An 18,178-nucleotide genomic window follows, 5' to 3' on the forward strand; every position below is an offset into this window, starting at 1 on the left:
GGACGCCGGTTTAGCCGCGCTGGGCCAGGGACGGCCCATCGCGGCGACCCACGGAGCAATGCCGGAGTGAGGGCATGCCGAGCCCTAGCGAGGTACCGAGTGGTGGGGCAAAAGCGTTTGGTTACTTTGCGCTTTTCAAAGTGACCCGCTGTAAAAGCGGAACCAAAAGTGGCCGTTACCGCAGCAACGGATATGTACTCAGACAACAATCTCCCACAGAGGATCGCGGACACGCCAGTAACCAGGCCGGCTGTCAGGCCGCCTTCGTGCCTACATCAACAAATGCCCGCGCAAGTCCCCCATCATGTCCAGGTGTGAATAATCACGAAAGCTGAACCGCCAGACCCCGTCGACACGTTCGAATTCATCCAGGTAACGCCCGGCGGCGATGGGTTGCAGGGTTAGCGTGTCGGTAGCCTGCAGCACGGTGTAGCAGGCGCGAACCGTGGCGGTTCCGGAGGCTTCATCGATGTCGACGATGGGGTTGCTGATGACGTGTCGGGTGCGCGGAGTGCCGCAGGGGTAGAGCTTGATGCGTTGCTGCCAGATCCCCAGCAGGGCGGTGTGATCAATGCACTTGTCCTGGCTGCTTACCTTGATACGGGCGTGACGAAACAGCTCGGCGGCCTCGACCAGCTGGCCGCTGTCCAGGTGCTCGGCGTAACGGTAGAGCAGGTTGCAGATCTGTACGGCGCTGGTACTCATGGTGATCCTCATGAGAAAACGTTTTTCACGCGATCCCGGTAAAACAGATAACGCGATACTTGTAGGAGCAAGCCTGCTCGCGATGGAGGTCAACGATGACGCGGGGAGCCTGACGCCCCGCGGTGCTATCAGGTTTTTCGCGAGCAGGCTCGCTCCTACAGGTAATGCTTCATACATTTTTCCCGGGAATGCAAGACGAACCCTTAAAAAAGCCGCTGGAACCTGGCGAGGTTGCAGCGGCGTGATGGTGCGGGAAAGGGTCAGGCCGTCACGGCACGGACCGGTGCAAGGTGCGCAGCCGGGCTCTTCATCTGTTGGCGATAACGGGGCAGTGCAAAGGCCAGGAATACGCTGGCCAGCATCAGCATGGACACCGACGAAGCCAGGGCATAACGCAGGGATTCACTGCCCAGGGTCGGCACGAAGAAATCGCTGAGCATGCCGACGAACAGCGGCCCGATACCGACGCCCAGCAGGGTCATCGACATGACGAAAATGGCCGTGGCCTGGGCCAGTCGCGTGGCCGGGAACAGGTGGGTGATCGCGCTCAGGCACGGTGTTGCCCACCACACACCGAAAAAGGCGAATGCGCTGTAGAACAGGAACGCCTGGGGTACTGCGATGTTGCCGATATGGAATGCCGTGCCTTGGGGCCAGAGGAAGTACGCCAGGGCGAAGGGAATGCTGATCAGCGTACCCAACAACGGCACGCCGATTTGCCAGCCGACATCGCGACGCGCCATGCGGTCGGTAACCATGCCGCACAGCAGGGTGCCGAAGGTCGCACCGGTACCTCCCACTACACCGACCAGGAATCCGGCTTCCTGCAGGTTGAGACCGTGGGAGCGGATCAGGAAACTCGGGCTCCAGGTGCCAATCGCGTAACCGGCAATCGCCGCCGCGCCGCCGGTGAGTACCAGGCACAGGAACGAGGGCATGCGAAACAGCTCGACCAGGGTCTTGAGCCAGCCATCCTGTTGCATCGCGAGATGGGCCTGCGGCACTACGCGCTTGGGCGTGCGCACGGTCAGCAGCAAAAGCAGGCCCAGGAAGATCCCGGGTGCGCCGATCAGCAAGAAGGCGTAGCGCCAACCGTGGTGCTGGGCAATCCAGCCACCCAGGCCCAAGCCGACGATCGCCCCCAGGCTGGAACCGAGCATCAGCACCGACAGGGCAGTGGATCGGCGGTTCGCCGGGTACAAGTCCGAGACCATCGCCACCGAAGGCGCAGTGCCACCGGCCTCACCGACCGCCACGCCGATCCGCGCCAACACCAGGGTCAGGAAGTTGCCGGCCATGCCGCACAGCATGGTCATCAGGCTCCAGGCGATACAGCTGAAGGCGATCACCGGCTTGCGTCCGATGCGGTCTGAGAGGCGCCCCAGCGGGAAGCCGAACACGGTGTAGAACACCGCGAAGGTCACGCCCGAAAGCAGGCCGATGCCGGTATCGGAGATGCCGAATTCGAGCTTCACCGGCTCAATCAGGATCGCCATCAACTGGCGGTCGATGTAGTTGAACACGTAGATGCTGGCGAGCACGAACAACGCATAGTGCGTTCGCCATGTCACGGGGGTGGATTGGTTCACTGCGGGTGCTCCCGGTTTTGTTCTAGTTGTCGCGATGCTGGGCTTGTCCCGGTTTTTTCTCATCGTCCGTTCAGACCATCTTTTTCGCCCCGGAACGGTTCACTCGTAGGAGCCAGGCTTGCCGGCGAAGAACGATGACGCGGTATGAAAGGGACACCGCGGTGTTCCGATCGTCTGTAGGAGCGAGCGGGGGTCGATCCGACTTGCCCGCGAACCAGGCGCCTCGGTACATCTGCCAAACCGCGTCATCGTTCTTCGCGGGCAAGCCTCGCTCCCACAGGCGGTGTGTCAGATACACCGCAGCGTCCCTTTCGCCGGCAAGCCTGGCTCCTACGGAACCGTACAGACGATGCGGTATCGGGTTCGTCCTGTCGATAGCGAACCTAGTCTTGTCGGACGATGTTTCGCCCGCGCTCACGATCAATCATTCAGCCCATATCCGCTGGTGTGCCAGCGCTTGCCCACACTGTGGCAAGCCCTCAGGCCGCCAGAAAACAATAAGAAGCTGAGGAATTGCAATGAGCGTCTTGTTCGAGCCGGTCGCCCTGGGCGAACTGCAACTGGCCAACCGCATTGTCATGGCCCCCATGACTCGCAGTCGCGCCCTTGCCGATGCGGTGCCCGGCAGCGCCATGGTCGAGTACTACCGCCAGCGTGCCAGTGCCGGGTTGATCGTGGCGGAAGGCACCGCGCCGTCCGCCAGCGGCCTGGGCTATTGCCGCACCCCAGCCATCTACACCGGCGAACAGATCGCCGGCTGGCAGCAGGTCACCGAGGCGGTGCATGCCGAGGGTGGGCGCATCGTCCTGCAACTGATGCACGTCGGCCGCGCCGCCAGTCGGCACAACAAGCCGACATGGGCCGCCACGGTGGCACCTTCGGCGCTGCGTGCGCGCACCCAGGTGTTCAGCGATGCCGCGGGCCTGGTGGACACCGACGAGCCACAGGCGCTGACCTTGCAAGGCATTGGCGATGTGATCGAAGACTATCGCCAGGCCGCGTTGAATGCGCGTCAGGCCGGTTTCGACGGTGTCGAGCTGCACTGCACCAGCGGTTATCTGCCGATGCAATTCATGGCCTCCGGCAGCAACCAGCGCAGTGATGCCTACGGCGGTGACGCGAAGGGGCGGGTGCGTTTTGCCAAGGAAGTGATCGAAGCCATGGCGACTGCGATCGGCGCCGGCCGCGTTGGCTTTCGCCTGTGCCCCGGCAACCCCTACAACGACATCGACGACCGCGATCCGGCCGAGACGGCGGCCGCCTTGTGTGAAGCCGTGGCGCCGTTGGGCCTGGCGTACCTGCACATCATGCGCTCGCCCCTGGCTGACCTCGATGCCTTCGCCCTGGCGCGCCGGCACAGCCCCCATGCGTTGATTCTCAACGATGGTTTCGACGGCCTTTCGGCCAGCGCCGCTCTCGCGTCGGGCGAGGGGGCTGCCGTGTCGTTCGGTCGTCACTTTATTGCCAACCCCGATCTGGTGGAGCGCTTGAAGCGGGGCCTGCCGCTCAGTGGTTTCGACCGCAAGACCCTCTACACGCCAGGCCCGGCCGGCTACTCGGACTACTCCGCCTATCAAGCGATCGCCCAGGAGGTGGCGCAATGAACCTGAACGACCTGACCGGCGTCCTGCCGACCCACCCCGTGCCTCGGGAGCAAACCCAGGCGCTGCTCGACCAGCGTTCGGCCGCCGCCGGGCTGATCAAGCCGAGCGATCGTTACACCCTGGCCGACCGACTGGAACACCAGGCGCGTGAACAGGGCGATCGCCCGTTCCTGATCTACAACGAGCAGACCTTGAGCTACTTGGAGGTCGATGCGCGGGCCAATCAGATGGCCCACACGTTTTATGCCAATGGCCTGCGTGCCGGCGATGTCTGCGCCCTGGCCATGGAAAACCGCCCCTCGTTCTTCTGCACCTGGTTTGGCCTGGTCAAGCTCGGGGTGGTGGTGGCATTCATCAACACTCAGGTCAGCGGTCGCGCGCTGCTGCATGCGTTGCAAACCACCGAAGCCAAGGCGTTGGTGACAGGCGAAGAATGCCTGGCCAATGTGCAGGCCACCGAAGGGTTTCCGGACCTGCCGTGCTGGCTGATACGCGACGCGGAAAATCCCTGGAGTGGCCCGCTGCCCAAGGGCGTCGACGGGCATTTCGATGCGCGCCTGGAGAAAGCCCCGCGCACGCCGTTTCCCCGCGATATCCGCGCGCACATCGAAGCGCAGGCCGCGACCCTGCTGATCTTCACCTCGGGCACCACCGGCTTGCCCAAGGCGGCGCGCTACAGCCATATGCGCTGGATGTCCTCGGGCGATGTGATGGAAGTGACCCTGCAAGCTACCCGCGAGGATGTGTTCTATTGCTGCCTGCCGTTGTACCACGGCGCCGCGGCCACGTCGGTGACCTCTACCGCGCTGCGGGTGGGCGCTGCCATCGTGGTGCGCCGCAAGTTCAGCGTGCGAGAGTTCTGGAAGGACGTCGCGCGTCATCAGATCAGCATCTTCCAGTATATCGGTGAGATCTGCCGCTACCTGCTCAATCAGCCGGTGCAAACGGGTGAGCGCGAGCACAGTCTGCGTTGCATGCTCGGTGCCGGTCTGTCGCCGGACTCCTGGCAGCGCTGGCTGGAGCGCTTCGGTCCGATCCAGGTGTTCGAGGGTTGGGGCGCCACCGAGGCCAATACCACGGTGATCAACGTCGACAACTATTTCGGTTCCTGCGGCCGGGTACCCGACTGGAGCAAAACCAACCTGCGGCTGGTGCGTTACGACATCGAAAACGACTGCCATCCACGGGACGAAAACGGTTTCTATCAAGTTTGCAAAGTGGGTGAGATTGGCGAGGCCATGGGCTTTATCGTCGATCACCCGGAGATCGGTGGCGGACGTTTCGAGGGCTACACCTCAAGCGAGGCTACCGAAAGCAAGATTCGCCGCAATGTGTTTCGCGAGGGCGATGCCTACTGGAGCTCCGGCGACTTGCTGCGCGAGGACGCCGACGGTTACTGCTACTTCGTCGACCGCATCGGCGATACCTATCGCTGGAAGAGCGAGAACGTGTCGACCCTGGAAGTGGCGGACGCCCTGAGCGATCTGTCGGGCCTGGAGCTGATCAACGTCTATGGCGTCCAGGTACCGGGCCATGAAGGACGCGCCGGCATGGCCGCCGTGCTCATGCAGGAAGGCCAGGCGTTCGATCCGGACGCTCTGTACCGCCTGACCGAAACGCGCTTGCCGCGCTATGCGACCCCGGTGTTCGTGCGAGTCACCCAGTCGGCAGACCTGACGGCCAGCTTCAAGCTGCGCAAGGTCGATCTGCAACGCCAGGGCTATTGCCCGAGCCTGTGCAGCGATCCGCTGTTCATTCGCGACGACCAGGCGCGCACCTATGTGCCCTACTCGGTAGAGGCCCTGACGCGCGCCGGCCTCACGCCCTTTTCGGTGGCCAACCATGGCTGACCTCGACGACAACGGTCACGAACTGCGCGGCGGCCTGCGGTATCCATGGCCGCAGGCGCCCGATCGCGGGCAGGTGCGCGAAGTGGCGCCGGGCGTGTGGTGGCTGCGCATGCCGCTGCCGTTTCGCCTGGACCACATCAACCTCTATCTGCTGCGTCACACCGATGGCTGGGTGGCGGTCGACACCGGCATGAATACCGACCAGACCCGCGAAGTCTGGGAACGGGTGTTCAGTGAAGTGTGCGACGGGCTGCCATTGTTGGCGGTGGTCTGCACGCACTTTCACTCTGACCATGCCGGCGTGGCCGCGTGGCTTTCGGAGCGCTTTCAATGCCCGGTGTATATGACCGCCAGCGAGTTCCAGGCGCTGCACCTCAAGTTTCCCGCCGGTCAACCACCGGGCTGGGACTTCCTCGACTTCTACCGCAAGGCCGGCGTGGCTGACGAGCAAAGCACCGAGATGTTCGCGGTGATGAGCAATGCCCATTTTCTGCCCGCGCCGCTGAACCATTACCGCCGTTTGCGCGAGGGCAGCCTCCTGAATATCGGTGGCCGCACCTGGCAGGTGGTCATCGGCCGCGGTCACTCGCCGGAGCATGCCTGTCTGTATGCCGCCGATGACGGCTTGCTGATCTCCGGCGACCAGGTGTTGCCACGCATCACCTCCACCGTCGGCGTACATGCCACGGAGCCGTTGGCCAACCCGCTGGGCGACTGGCTCGATTCCATCGAGCATTTGCGCAGCGTGCCCGACAGCGTGCTGGTGCTGCCGGCGCACGAGCGGCCGTTTTTCAATTTGCATGAACGCCTGGATCAGCTGGACGCCCATCACCGCGGGCATCTGGCGCAGATGCTGGCCAACTGTGACGAGCCGCGCACCGTGCTCGAGCTCATGGCTGTGCTGTTCCCCAGGCTGTCGGGTCGTTTCGACGAACTGATGGCGCTTGGCGAAACGTTGGCCCATGCCAACTACCTGGTGGCCGAAGGGTCGCTTGCGCGGGAAGAGGACCGGGGGTGTTTTCGCTACCGGCGTGCTGTAAGGGGAGCGTGCCCGGTTACACCGCTCAACGTGTTTTGAGCGGATGGCACGGCAGCAGTGTTGAACATTCCAGGCAGCCAACCGGTTGCCCTTGAGGAGAATCAGTGTGATCAACAACAACAAAAATAACGCTAAGGTCATGGTTTCGAGCGCATTTCAGGTCAGCAGCCTGGCGGCGGCGATTGCGCTGGTGACCACGCCGGTATGGGCCGGCGATACGATCGAATTCGACAACGGTTTGACCATGGACTGGTCGGTGACCACCAGCTATGGCATCGGTGTGCGCACCGGCAGTCAGAGCGATCGCTTGCTGACGGTCAACGCCGACGATGCCAACCGCAACTTCGATAGTGGCAGCCTGACCACCAACCGTGTGGGCGCGCTGGGCGAAATAATCCTGCGCAAGGACAACTATGGCGCCGTGGTGCGCGGCAGTACCTTCTACGACGACGTCTACCACAGCGGGAACGATAACGACTCGCCCGCCACCGTGAACAAAACCGGCAGCAATGACGAGTTCACCAGTGATACCCGTTACTACAGCGGCGGACGTAGCAAACTGCTGGATGCCTATGTGTTCAGCGGCTGGCGCTTTGACAACGACACCATGCTGGACGTCAAGGCCGGGCGGCATATCGAATCCTGGGGCGAAAGTTTGTTCTACCCGGGTGTGAATGGCGTACAAAACCCGTCTGACGCGGTAAAAGCGTCCCAGCCGGGTGTCGAGGTCAAGGAAATACTCTTGCCGGTGGGCCAGTTCTCCGGCTCGTTCCGACTGAACCCCCAGCTGACGTTCGGTGCATATGTGCAATACGAATGGAAGGGCACCGAACTGCCGCCGGTGGGTAGCTACCTATCGAGCAGTGACGTGGTTGGCCCCGGTCGCGAGTTCATCTACGCCAACGGCCAGAAGATCGCTTACCGCGGCACCGACGAACCGCGCGATAGCGGCCAGTGGGGCGTGCAGGTGCGCTACCGCCCGGTACCGGCCATCGAGCTGTCGTTGTTCCACGTCAACTACCACGACAAGAACCCGGCCACCGCTCTGGTCGGCTACGACCCGCGGCCGGTGGGCGGTGGCCTCAACGCCTTCGTCAGCAATGGTTACCGGATCAAGTACTTTGAAGACATCAAGCTGACCGGCATCGCCGCCTCGACCAAGATCGGCGACACCCAGTTCGGCGCCGAATGGTCGTACCGCGACGGTGCGCCAGTGATGGTCAATACCGGCCTTGGCGCGGTGCCGTCCAAAGGCAAGGGCCAGCAAATGCAGCTATCGGCGCTCCGGATCCTGGGGAACCGCCCCTGGGCCAGCCAGACCACCCTGACTGCCGAAATCATCCGTGTGCAGGTCGACAGCGTTGAATCCACTTCGGCGGCGCCCAACCTGCAAGGCGTGAACCTATTACCCTCCTTGGCACCTCTAGTGGCCTCTTCCGATGACTACACCTACAGCACAGCCGCGGGTTACCGCACCAAGTCTTCCAGCGCCTACACCGTGGGCGCATCGTTCAGTTATCCGGGAGTTTTCCAAGGCTGGGATCTGGAAGTCCCCTTCAGTTTCTCCAACGTCTTCAGCGGCTCCACGCCCATGGCCGGAAGCATCTCCGGCGTCGCCGGTGACCGACGCCTGAGCGCGGGCACGACCTTCAAGTACCTGGGCAACCTGGAACTCGGCTTGAGATACATCTCTTATCTGGGTGCAGCTGATCCGATCGACCGTCCGTTCGCCGACCGCGACTACGCCACGTTCTCGATGAAATACACCTTCTGATCGACCCCCCAAGATCCGGGTCGCCGTGGTGTGCCCGGAGCTTCAACACAACCTGGAATAGGCCGCAGCTGAACGCTTCGGCATGGAGGCACTATGGGACTCAAAGGGCATGCGGCCATCGTTGGCAGCGCACAATACAAACCGGAAAAATATTCGACCGCGCCCAAGATGTTTCACCTCGAGCAAGTCGCCGACCTGGCGGCACAGGCCCTGCGCGATGCCGGGCTGAAGGCCTCGGACCTCGATGGGCTGGTGATCAACGGCCCGCACTTTCACGAGGCTTCGGTGTTCGTACCGGCGATGGCCGCCGAATACCTGGGCCTGCGATTGAACTTCGCCGAAGTGGTGGACCTGGGTGGATGCACCTCGGTAGGCATGGTCTGGCGCGCTGCCGCCGCCATCGAACTGGGGCTGTGCCAGGCCGTGCTGTGCGTCATTCCTGCGCGCATGGCGCCGCTGGGACCCGACGAAGATCCCGGCTGGATGGCCCGCTCCATGCGTTTCGGCGGACACAGCACCGCGTTTGGCGCGCCTGAAGCCGAGTTCGACCTGCCTTATGGGCACATGGGCCAGAACACCGGCTACGCGATGATCGCCCAGCGTTATGCCGCTCAGTACGACTACGACCAGCGGGCGATGGCCAAGATCGCCGTCGACCAGCGCACCAATGCCTTGGCCAACCCGCAAGCCATGTTCTATGGCCAGCCGTTGACCATCGAGCAGGTCCTGGCGAGCAAAATGGTCGCCGACCCTCTCCACGTCCTCGAGATCGTCATGCCGGTGGCCGGTGGCGCCGCGCTGATCATCACCAACAAGGAAGTGGCGGCACGGGCCCGCAAACGCCCGGCCTTCATTACCGGCTTTGGCGAGCACCTGGCATTCAAGTCGCCATCGTATGCCGAGGACATGCTGCGCACGCCGATTGGCCCGGCTTCCGAGCGGGCCTTTGCCATGGCGGGCCTCAAGCCCAAGGACGTCGATGCCGCACAGATCTACGACTGCTACACCATCACCACTTTGCTGACCCTGGAAGACGCCGGTTTCTGTGGCAAGGGCGAGGGCATGGCCTTCGTGCGTGAACACGACCTGACCTGGCGAGGCGACTTCCCGATGAACACCCACGGCGGGCAACTCAGTTTCGGCCAGTCGGCCTCGGCCGGTGGCATGAGCCAGGTGATCGAGGCGGTGACGCAGATCGCCGGCACTGCCGGCGAGCGCCAACTGGGGCGCTGCGACAGCGTCTACGTCTCCGGCACCGGCGGCGTGATGAGCGAGCAGGGCGCATTGATACTTCAGGGAGCATAAGCACATGTCCAACAACAAACCGATGCCGGTCGCGACGCAGATCTCCGCACCGTTCTGGGAGGGCCTGAAGGCTCGCCGCCTGTTGATCCAGCAATGCAATGCCTGTACGCACTGGAATTTCTACCCGCGCCGGCATTGCCCGGTGTGCCTGGAACATGATTTGGCCTGGCGCGAAGTCGACGGCGCCGCGACGCTGTACAGCTACACGGTGACGCGCATTGCCACCTTGCCCGATTTCATGGATGAAATGCCGCAGAAGCTGGCAGTAGTAGAGCTGGCCCAAGGGGTGCGCATCAACACCAACCTGGTGGGCCTCGAAGAAGACGAAATCCGCATCGGCATGGCCTTGCAGCCGGTGTTCGCCGAAGTCGATGCCAAGGGTAACCGCCTGCTGCGTTTCACCGGGGTGGACAAGGACGCGGCGAGCCTTGAGCCGCTGCCCGCGCAGGACTGCGAACCGGCGCCGGTGGCGTCGGAGCAACCGCCCGTGCGGCAGATTGACCTCAATGATGAAGCGGCCTTGCAGGCCCTGGTCAGCGATCAGTTCAGCGACTGGAGCAACGTGGTGGTGGTCGACCAGGCGCTGATCGACGCCTTCGCCCAGTTGTCGGGCGACGATTACTGGATCCATACCGATCCGGAACGCGCCCGCCTGCAAAGCCCGTTCGGCGGCACGATCGCCCACGGCGCGCTGGTGCAGGTGCTGCAGTCACGGATGAAACTGGCACTGGGCTTCGAAATCAGTGGTTTCACCACCCAGGTCAACTACGGCTCCGACCGCCTGCGCTTCCCGGCGCCAGTACCGGCCGGCTCGCGCATCCATTCGCGGGCGCGGGTGAAAAAGGTCGATCTGTCGGCCCGTGGCACCCAGCTGACCCTGGAACTCACCACCCACGTGGTGGGCCAGGACCGGCCGTCGGTGATCAACGACCTGGTCATCCTGTACCTCGCCTGATCGCCACCGGAGCCATTGAATGGGTGAGGTCCTGTGGGAGCGAGCCTGCTCGCGAAAGCGTTAGATCAGTTGACCTGGATGGCGACTGGCATGGCCTCTTCGCGAGCAGGCTCGCTCCCACAATTGGATCGTGGACAGTCCTGCAATCAGGTCGACTGGCAGGCCGTTTGCCTTTGCTTTTGCTCTGCTTTGGTTTTTGATTTTTTGCCCCCGAGTGCAGGTTCTGCCCAGCGCGGCGGGCCCTGTAGGAGCAGCCGGTCGACGCTCGAATGCTCGCGAAAAACCTGAGAGCACCGCGGGATGTCAGGCTCCCCGCGTCATCGTTGACCTCCATCGCAGAGCATGCTCGCTCCGACGGGGGATCGAATACTCCCGCAAAAAAACCAAGTCCCGACCGCCACGCCATTTGCGCCAATCCATAAGCCATTTGGACGATGTGTGACCCACCCCTTGCGCCGACTATTGCCCCGGAGGCGACGCCCGATTCGGTTGCCTCGCATGCCCTGGCGCCTGACAAGAACAAGAGGATTGGCCTATGACTTGCCCTATGCACGCGTGCCCCGAACAGGAGCGTTGCTCATGCGCTCTGTGATCGGCTACTTGGTCTGCCTGGTGGTCGCCCTGACCATCGGCTACACCTTTTCCCCAAAATCTCCACCGCAGGCAGAACTGTTGGCCACACGCCCGGACCGGGTGCAGATCAACGGTCTGCTCAACCTTGGCTCGCGCGTGGTCGCCGTGGGCGAGCGCGGCAGCATCCTGCTCAGCGACGACCAGGGCGTCAGCTGGCAGCCCGCCAGTGTCGCCCCGCAACGCGATGCCACCTTGACTGCCCTGGTGGCGCTGGACCCGCAGCGCTTGCTGGCGGTGGGGCATGACGGCTTGATCCTGCGTTCCACGGACGCCGGCAGCCATTGGCAGGAAATTCGCTACGACAGCGATTTGGGCGAGCCATTGCTGGGGATCTGGAGCAGCGGTGGCGACAACGTCATGGCGTTCGGCAGCTTTGGCAAGTTCTATCAATCTTCCGATGCCGGACAGACCTGGACACCGCAGGTCCTGGACATCGACAGCGCACACCTCAACAGCATGGCCGGTGGCGACGATGGCCGACGCATGCTGGTGGGCGAACAGGGCCTGGTGCTGCGCACGGCCGATGGCGGCCAGCATTGGCAAACCTTGCCGGCGTTCTACAGCGGTTCGCTGTTCGGCATCGTGCGCCTGAGCGCGAATAATTGGGTGACTTATGGCATGCGCGGGCATGTGTTCGTCAGCCACGACTTCGGCGACAGCTGGACCCAGATCGACGTGGGTAATCAACTGCCGCTGTACGGCCATGTACTGCTGCCCGATCACTCGGGCCTGGTGATCGTCGGTGCCGGCAGCTCGGTGGTGCGCCTGGATGCACAGGGTGCACTGGTAGGTGTCGCGCGGCTGGCCGGGCTCGGTACGTTGACCTCGGCGGCGATGGTGGGCTCGCGCCTGCTGGTGGGTGGCGAGCGTGGGGTATTGCAGGGTTCAGGTGGCAGCGTTGCTGCCCTAGTGGCCACACAGGCCACCCAGTAAATGAGAGGCAGGCAATGAATCAAGGTAAACACTGGGTGACGCGTGGCGTCGAAACGTGCGCGGACTACCTGATGGCCTGGCGCAAGGGACTGCTGTTGCTGTTTGTCCTGGTGACGCTGGGCCTGGGCTACAGCGCTACCCACACGCAACTGGACCCGGGCTTCAACAAACAGATCCCGGTGCGTCATGAGTACATGGTCAACTTTCTCAAGTTCAGCCGTTACTTCACCGGCGCCAACCGTTTCCTGGTCAGCGTGCGCTGGAAAGGCGAGGGCGACATCTACAACGCCGAGTACCTGGAGACCCTGCGCAAAGTCACCGACGACGTGTTTTTCATTTCCGGAGTCAGCCGTCCCAGCGTGACGTCGCTGTTTACCGCCAACGTGCGCTATATCGAAATTACCGAGGAAGGCTTCTTCGGCGACGTGGTGGTGCCACCGCGCTTCAGCGGCACCCCTGAGGACCTGGCGCAGGTGCGCAGCAACACTGCGGCGTCCGGACAGGTCGGCCGCCTGGTGGCCAACGACCTGAAGTCGGCCATGGTCCGTGCCGACTTGCAGGACACTGACCCCAAGACCGGCCAGCCGGTATCCTATGTTGAAATCGCCAAGCGCCTGGAAGAAGTTCGCGGCAAGTACAACAGCCCTGACATCGAGATCAACATTGTCGGCTTCGCCAAACTGGTGGGCGACGTGGTCGAAGGGCTGAACACGGTGATTGGCTTCTTTGTCGTCGCGTTCGTGATCACCGGGTTGCTGCTGTGGCTGTACTCGCGTTCCCTGCGCCTGACCGTGGTGGCGCTGCTGGTAGCGTTGCTGCCGGTGGTCTGGCTGCTGGGGTTGTTGCCGCTGTTGGGGTTGGGCATCGATCCGATGTCGATCCTGGTGCCGTTCCTGATCTTCTCCATCGGCGTATCCCATGCGGTGCAGATGACCAATGCCTGGAAGCAGGACGTGCTGGCCGGCAGCAGTTCCAGGGAAGCGGCGCGCCTGGCGTTCTGCAAGATCTTCATCCCCGGCTCCCTGGCCTTGCTGATGAACGCCTTGGGGTTCGCGGTGATCATGATGATCGATATCCCCATCGTCCACGAACTGGGGGTAACGGCCTGCATCGGCGTGATGCTGATGATCATCACCAACAAACTCATGCTGCCGGTGATCATTTCCTACCTGCGCCTGGAACCTGCGCTGTTGCGCCGGGCGCAGGCGCGGCCGGCGGGCAGGCATCGCCTGTGGTGGCGCCTGTCGGCGCTTGCCGAACCGGGGCCGGCCCTCGGGGTGTTTGCCGTCAGCCTGTTGCTCCTGGCAGCCGGGGCCTGGAAGGCTCGCGACCTGGCGGTAGGCGACATCGGCGCGGGCGCGCCGGAACTGCGGGCCGATTCGCGCTACAACCAGGACAACGCCAAGATCATCAACAGCTACTCCATCGGTCTTGATGTGTTGTCAGTGTTCGTCCAGGTCAAGGGCGTCGACGAAGGCTGCCTGTCACCCACGGTGATGCGTGCGGTGGAGGCGTTCGACTTTCGTATGCGCACCGTCACAAGCGTTCAGTCGATCCAGAGCGTGGCGGACATGGGCAAGCGGGTGATCGCCGGCAATAACGAAGGCAATCCGCGCTGGGCGGCGATTCCGGGCTCGCCCCGAGGCCTGAGCCAGGGCGCAAGGGCCTATATGCCGGATGACGGACTGGTCACCGACGGCTGCCAACAGATGCAGATCCTGGTGTTCCTGGCCAACCACGAAGGCAGCACCGTCAGCCATGTGATCAGTGAGGCCAACCGCATCATTGCCGAAGTCAGCTCGCCAGAAGTCGAATTCCTCCTGGCCGGTGGCAACGTCGGGGTGATGGCAGCCTCCAACGAGGCGGTCAAGCGTGCCGAAGTCATCATGCTGGGGGCACTATTCGGATCGGTGGCGTTGTTTTGCTGGCTGACCTTCTTGTCGATCCGCGCGGTGCTGTGCATTCTGGTGCCGCTGGCGATTGTTGCGATCCTGTGCAACGCGCTGATGACCCTGCTCGGGATCGGCCTCAAGGTTGCCACCTTGCCAGTGATGGCGCTGGGAGTGGGGGTGGGGGTCGACTACGGGATTTACCTGTACGAGCGCATCCAGCATGAAATGCTGCGCGGTGCCAATCTGCGGGAGGCGTTCTACGAGGCCATGTGCCAACGGGGTACGGCCGCGGTGTTCACGGCTGTGACCATGGCCATCGGGGTCTGCACCTGGGCGTTCGCGCCGCTGAAGTTCCAGGCCGACATGGGCGTGCTGCTGTCGTTCATGTTCCTGGTCAACGTGTTGGGGGCAATTTTCCTCCTGCCGGCGCTGGCGGCCTGGTTCAATCGCGGGCGACCACTGGTCACCGCACGGGTACGCCAACCGGTACCGGCACACGGGCAGTTCCGCTTGAAAAACAGCCCGGCTGCGCGTGATACCGCGAACGAAAAATAATCCTGGCGGACCTATTGTGGAGTCCGCAGGCGCTGGTGAAACTGGCGGGCAAGTAGCAGTCGAGAGAGGGGAGCCCTGGGCTCCCCAGCCGAAATTATAAAAATAACAAGGGAAGGGCACAGTCCTTACCCGAGCGAGATGAGACTATGCAAAACGGTGACTTGACCCATGAAGCCCTGGCCAGTCTTGGCCTGGACCTTACACGCTACAACCAGTTGGTGGGCGAGATCTATGAAGGCGCACTCGATCCGAAACTGATGGCCACGGCGCTCAGGAGCTTTCTCAAACTCTACGATGCCAACTTCGTCACGCTGATCCTGCGGGTGCCGGATCAACCCGATACCGGCGTGATGATCATCGTTGGCGAGATCGAAGGTGCCGGTGATGTCTGTTACATGACCTACCCGCAAACCAATTCACCTTTCTCCAATCAGCCGCTGGACCATGTATTCACCGTGGACGACATCATGAGCACCACGCAGTGGGAGCAGAACGGCTACTTCAAGATGTTCTGCGAGCCCCATGACGTGTACCACCTGATGTGTGCCGACATTTCCACGCCGGACGGCGGCAAACTGCGTTTTCGCATGACCCGCCCTAAACGGGCAGCCAATTTCTCTGCCCATGAACGCGCGGTGTGCGCCAGTTTCCTGCCCCACCTTCGGCGTGCCTCGCAATTGCATAACCTGCTGGACCGCAGTGAATCGCTGAGCGAGTTGTACTCCCAGGCCATCAGCCGGCTATCGGTGGCGACCCTGGTGCTCGACGAGAGCGGCAGCGTGTTGCAGATCAACCCGGTGGCCCAGGAAATCCTCGCCCGTTCCGACGGCTTGAAACTGGTGGGCGGGCGCCTGGAGGCGACTTACCCCAGCGACAACCGCGAGCTGCAACGCTTGATTCGCGCCGCGTTTTCCCCGGATGCTCCAAAAGACGCCGAGGCCATGTCAGTGACCCGTCCTTCCGGACTGGTCGCCCTCGGTGTAGTGGTTGAATCGATACGGTCCCTGGACTGGGCCGAGGAGAAGGGCCAGCCCGCAGCGCTGGTTTACATCCGCGATGCGTCGAGTAAATCCCTGGCCAGCGAGGTGGTGACCAAGCAGTTGTTCAACCTGACCAAGGCCGAAACTGCCCTGGCCATGGAACTGGCCAACGGCCTGTCCCTGGAAGAAGCTGCAGAGGTTCTTAATATCAGACGCAATACCGCGAGGGCGCATTTGCGCTCGATATTCTCCAAGACCGGCGTGCGGCGCCAGACCGAGTTGGTGCGCATCCTGCTCAACAGCGTGGTGGCTTTGGGCAAACCCAGGCTTGGGTTGAAAGTGACGGAAAAGATCAAAGTGCCGCCGCTGCAACTGGCCGTGCCGATTTATCGCCAGGCCTGAATTTGATGGTCTGTAGGAGCGAGGCTTGCCCGCGAACCAGGCGCCGCGGTGTATCTGTCACTCCGCATAATTGTTCTTCGCCGGCAAGCCTGGCTCCTACAGGCGAACCAGGCGCCGCGGTGTATCAGTCACACCGCGGCGCCCGGGTTTCCTCTGGTTTCAACACATCAATTTTTAGTCCGCACGGACGATGCCGTCCCGTGATTGCCCTGTCGATACTGGGCGGACCTATCACGGAGAACCACTATGCCAATTACAGCCATCACCGGCAGCGCCTCGGGAATCGGCGCCGCCGTATCCGCCGCCCTACGCGCCGCCGGGCACCAGGTTATCGGGATCGATCGCAGCAACGCCGAAGTGATCGCCGACCTGTCCACTGCCCAGGGGCGTGACGCGGCCATCACCCGAGTGCTTGAGCTCAGCGGCGGCGTCCTCGACGGGCTGATCTGCTGCGCCGGAGTGGGTGTCACGGCGCCGACCTGCGGCCTGATCCCGGCGGTCAACTACTTCGGCGTCAGCCAATTGCTCGATGGCTTGCAAGGTGCGCTTGCCAAGGGTCAGCAACCGGCGGCACTGGTGATCGGCTCGGTGGCGGCGACTCATTCAGGCGTCGACGGTCAGGCGATGGTTGAAGCGATGATTGCAGGCGATGAAGTCCAGGCGCTGGAACTGGCCAATACCCTCGGTCAGCCTCATGTCGCCTATGCGGCCTCCAAATACGCGATCAGCCGTCATGCTCGTAGCCTGGCCGTAAGCTGGGGCAAGCGGGGCATGCGTTTGAACGTGGTGGCGCCGGGTGCGGTAGAAACCCCGCTGCACCAGGCGTCGCTGGATGATGCGCGCTTTGGCCAGGCAACCCGTGATTTCGTCGCGCCCCTGGGCCGCTCCAGTTGCCCTGATGAGATCGCCGCCGTGGTGGTCTTCCTGCAGTCGCCACAAGCGTCTTTTGTCCACGGCAGCGTGGTTTTCGTCGATGGCGGCATGGACGCCATGGTCCGCGCTCCGCACTTCTGAAAGGAACTTGCATGAACAAGGTGGCATTCATTACCGGCGCCAGCCGTGGTATCGGTCGCGAGGCGGCGCTGGCGTTCGCCCGCGCCGGTTTCGACCTGGCGATCAGCGCCCGTACCCTCAATGAGGGTGAACAACATGAACATGCCCTGCGCGATGCCGCCGGAGCGCCACTGGCTGGCAGCCTCAACGGCACTGCGCAGGCGTTGCGCGATCTTGGTTGCCGGGTGCTTGTCGTGCCCATGGACCTGCTCGACAGCGCTTCGGCCCTGGGCGCCTGCCAGGCGGTGCTGGCCGAGTACGGTCGCATCGACGTACTGATCAACAACGCGATCTACCAGGGCAGCGACCTCAACGCCGGGTTCATGGACTTGCAAGCCCAGACCCTGGAGCGGATGTTCCAGGGCTATATCCTCACCCCATTCCTGTTGACCCAGGCGGTGGCTGAACACATGGTGACGCGCGGTGGCGGGGTGGTGATCAATGTCACCTCCGGCGCCGGCGAAAGCGATCCGCCGGTGGCGGCGGGCAAGGGCGGCTGGGGTTATGCCTACGGCGCGGGCAAGGCGGCGGTGTCGCGACTCTCCGGGGTAATGGCCACGGAATTGGGTGATCTCGGCGTTCGTGCCTACACCCTTAACCCAGGGGTGGTGACCACTGAAGCGCTCAAGGCGACCATCGGTGACAAGGGATTGATCGCTTTGCGTTCCGGCAGTGCGCCGCCGCATGTGCCGGCGGCGGTGATGTTGTGGCTGGCTACTGCAGAGCAGGCACCAGGGTTTCAGCGTCGGACGATTGCTGCGCAGCCGTTTGCGTTGGAGCATGGGATTGTTGCTGATTGGCGTTAGGCCAGTGATCGACTGTTTTTTTTCGTGTACATATCCATTCCTGCGGTAACGGCCACCTAGGGTTTCGCTCTTACAGCGAGTCACTTGGAAAAACGGAACGCCG

13 protein-coding genes are annotated in these 18,178 nt (G+C 62.8%); 11 read left to right on the forward strand and 2 right to left on the reverse strand.

Annotated elements, in window-relative coordinates; translation table 11 throughout:
• Window positions 1-270 precede the first annotated feature (270 nt).
• Both AC1Q8Q_RS30875 and AC1Q8Q_RS30880 read right to left on the reverse strand, forming a co-directional pair.
• Window positions 271-705 carry a nuclear transport factor 2 family protein gene (locus AC1Q8Q_RS30875; RefSeq protein WP_083349416.1) on the reverse strand — a complete coding sequence of 145 codons (435 nt, stop codon included), beginning with the start codon at window positions 703-705 and terminating at the stop codon, window positions 271-273.
• A gap of 260 nt (window positions 706-965) precedes the next feature.
• A complete protein-coding gene (locus tag AC1Q8Q_RS30880) occupies window positions 966-2,294 on the reverse strand; it encodes a spinster family MFS transporter (RefSeq protein WP_033045701.1) in 1,329 nt (442 codons plus the stop codon).
• 518 nt (window positions 2,295-2,812) lie between these two features.
• Between AC1Q8Q_RS30880 and AC1Q8Q_RS30885 the strand changes: the two genes are divergently transcribed.
• From AC1Q8Q_RS30885 to AC1Q8Q_RS30935, 11 genes are all read left to right on the forward strand, one after another.
• Complete coding sequence (locus tag AC1Q8Q_RS30885) at window positions 2,813-3,898, forward strand: alkene reductase (protein WP_020800075.1); 1,086 nt, start codon at window positions 2,813-2,815, stop codon at window positions 3,896-3,898.
• Complete coding sequence (locus AC1Q8Q_RS30890) at window positions 3,895-5,748, forward strand: long-chain-acyl-CoA synthetase (RefSeq protein WP_492615917.1); 1,854 nt, start codon at window positions 3,895-3,897, stop codon at window positions 5,746-5,748. Before AC1Q8Q_RS30885 ends, AC1Q8Q_RS30890 begins: the two co-directional genes overlap by 4 nt.
• Window positions 5,741-6,826, forward strand: a complete 1,086-nt coding sequence (locus AC1Q8Q_RS30895) for an MBL fold metallo-hydrolase (RefSeq protein WP_168758568.1) — start codon at window positions 5,741-5,743, stop codon at window positions 6,824-6,826. The genes AC1Q8Q_RS30890 and AC1Q8Q_RS30895 overlap by 8 nt, the downstream gene beginning before the upstream one ends.
• Before the next feature lie 100 nt (window positions 6,827-6,926).
• Complete coding sequence (locus tag AC1Q8Q_RS30900) at window positions 6,927-8,561, forward strand: DUF1302 domain-containing protein (protein WP_168759207.1); 1,635 nt, start codon at window positions 6,927-6,929, stop codon at window positions 8,559-8,561.
• A 93-nt stretch (window positions 8,562-8,654) separates the two neighbouring features.
• Window positions 8,655-9,866 carry a thiolase family protein gene (locus AC1Q8Q_RS30905; RefSeq protein ID WP_020800079.1) on the forward strand — a complete coding sequence of 404 codons (1,212 nt, stop codon included), beginning with the start codon at window positions 8,655-8,657 and terminating at the stop codon, window positions 9,864-9,866.
• Between the two features lie 4 nt (window positions 9,867-9,870).
• Window positions 9,871-10,821 carry a bifunctional OB-fold nucleic acid binding domain-containing protein/MaoC family dehydratase gene (locus tag AC1Q8Q_RS30910; protein ID WP_492615918.1) on the forward strand — a complete coding sequence of 317 codons (951 nt, stop codon included), beginning with the start codon at window positions 9,871-9,873 and terminating at the stop codon, window positions 10,819-10,821.
• A gap of 579 nt (window positions 10,822-11,400) precedes the next feature.
• Entirely contained in the window at window positions 11,401-12,387 is a 987-nt protein-coding gene (locus tag AC1Q8Q_RS30915) for a WD40/YVTN/BNR-like repeat-containing protein (RefSeq protein ID WP_083349410.1), read from the forward strand.
• A gap of 14 nt (window positions 12,388-12,401) precedes the next feature.
• Window positions 12,402-14,834, forward strand: coding sequence for an efflux RND transporter permease subunit (locus AC1Q8Q_RS30920; protein WP_033044538.1), 2,433 nt, complete (start codon window positions 12,402-12,404; stop codon window positions 14,832-14,834).
• A 146-nt stretch (window positions 14,835-14,980) separates the two neighbouring features.
• The gene (locus tag AC1Q8Q_RS30925; RefSeq protein WP_020800083.1) at window positions 14,981-16,216 is read left to right on the forward strand and encodes a helix-turn-helix transcriptional regulator; all 1,236 of its coding nucleotides are present in this window, start codon (window positions 14,981-14,983) and stop codon (window positions 16,214-16,216) included.
• Between the two features lie 246 nt (window positions 16,217-16,462).
• A complete protein-coding gene (locus tag AC1Q8Q_RS30930) occupies window positions 16,463-17,230 on the forward strand; it encodes an SDR family oxidoreductase (protein WP_020800084.1) in 768 nt (255 codons plus the stop codon).
• Window positions 17,231-17,241: 11 nt separating this feature from the next.
• A complete protein-coding gene (locus AC1Q8Q_RS30935) occupies window positions 17,242-18,075 on the forward strand; it encodes an SDR family NAD(P)-dependent oxidoreductase (RefSeq protein WP_020800085.1) in 834 nt (277 codons plus the stop codon).
• The last annotated feature ends 103 nt before the right edge of the window (window positions 18,076-18,178 follow it).

The organism is Pseudomonas sp. GW823-FHT06B06, from assembly GCF_058795195.1.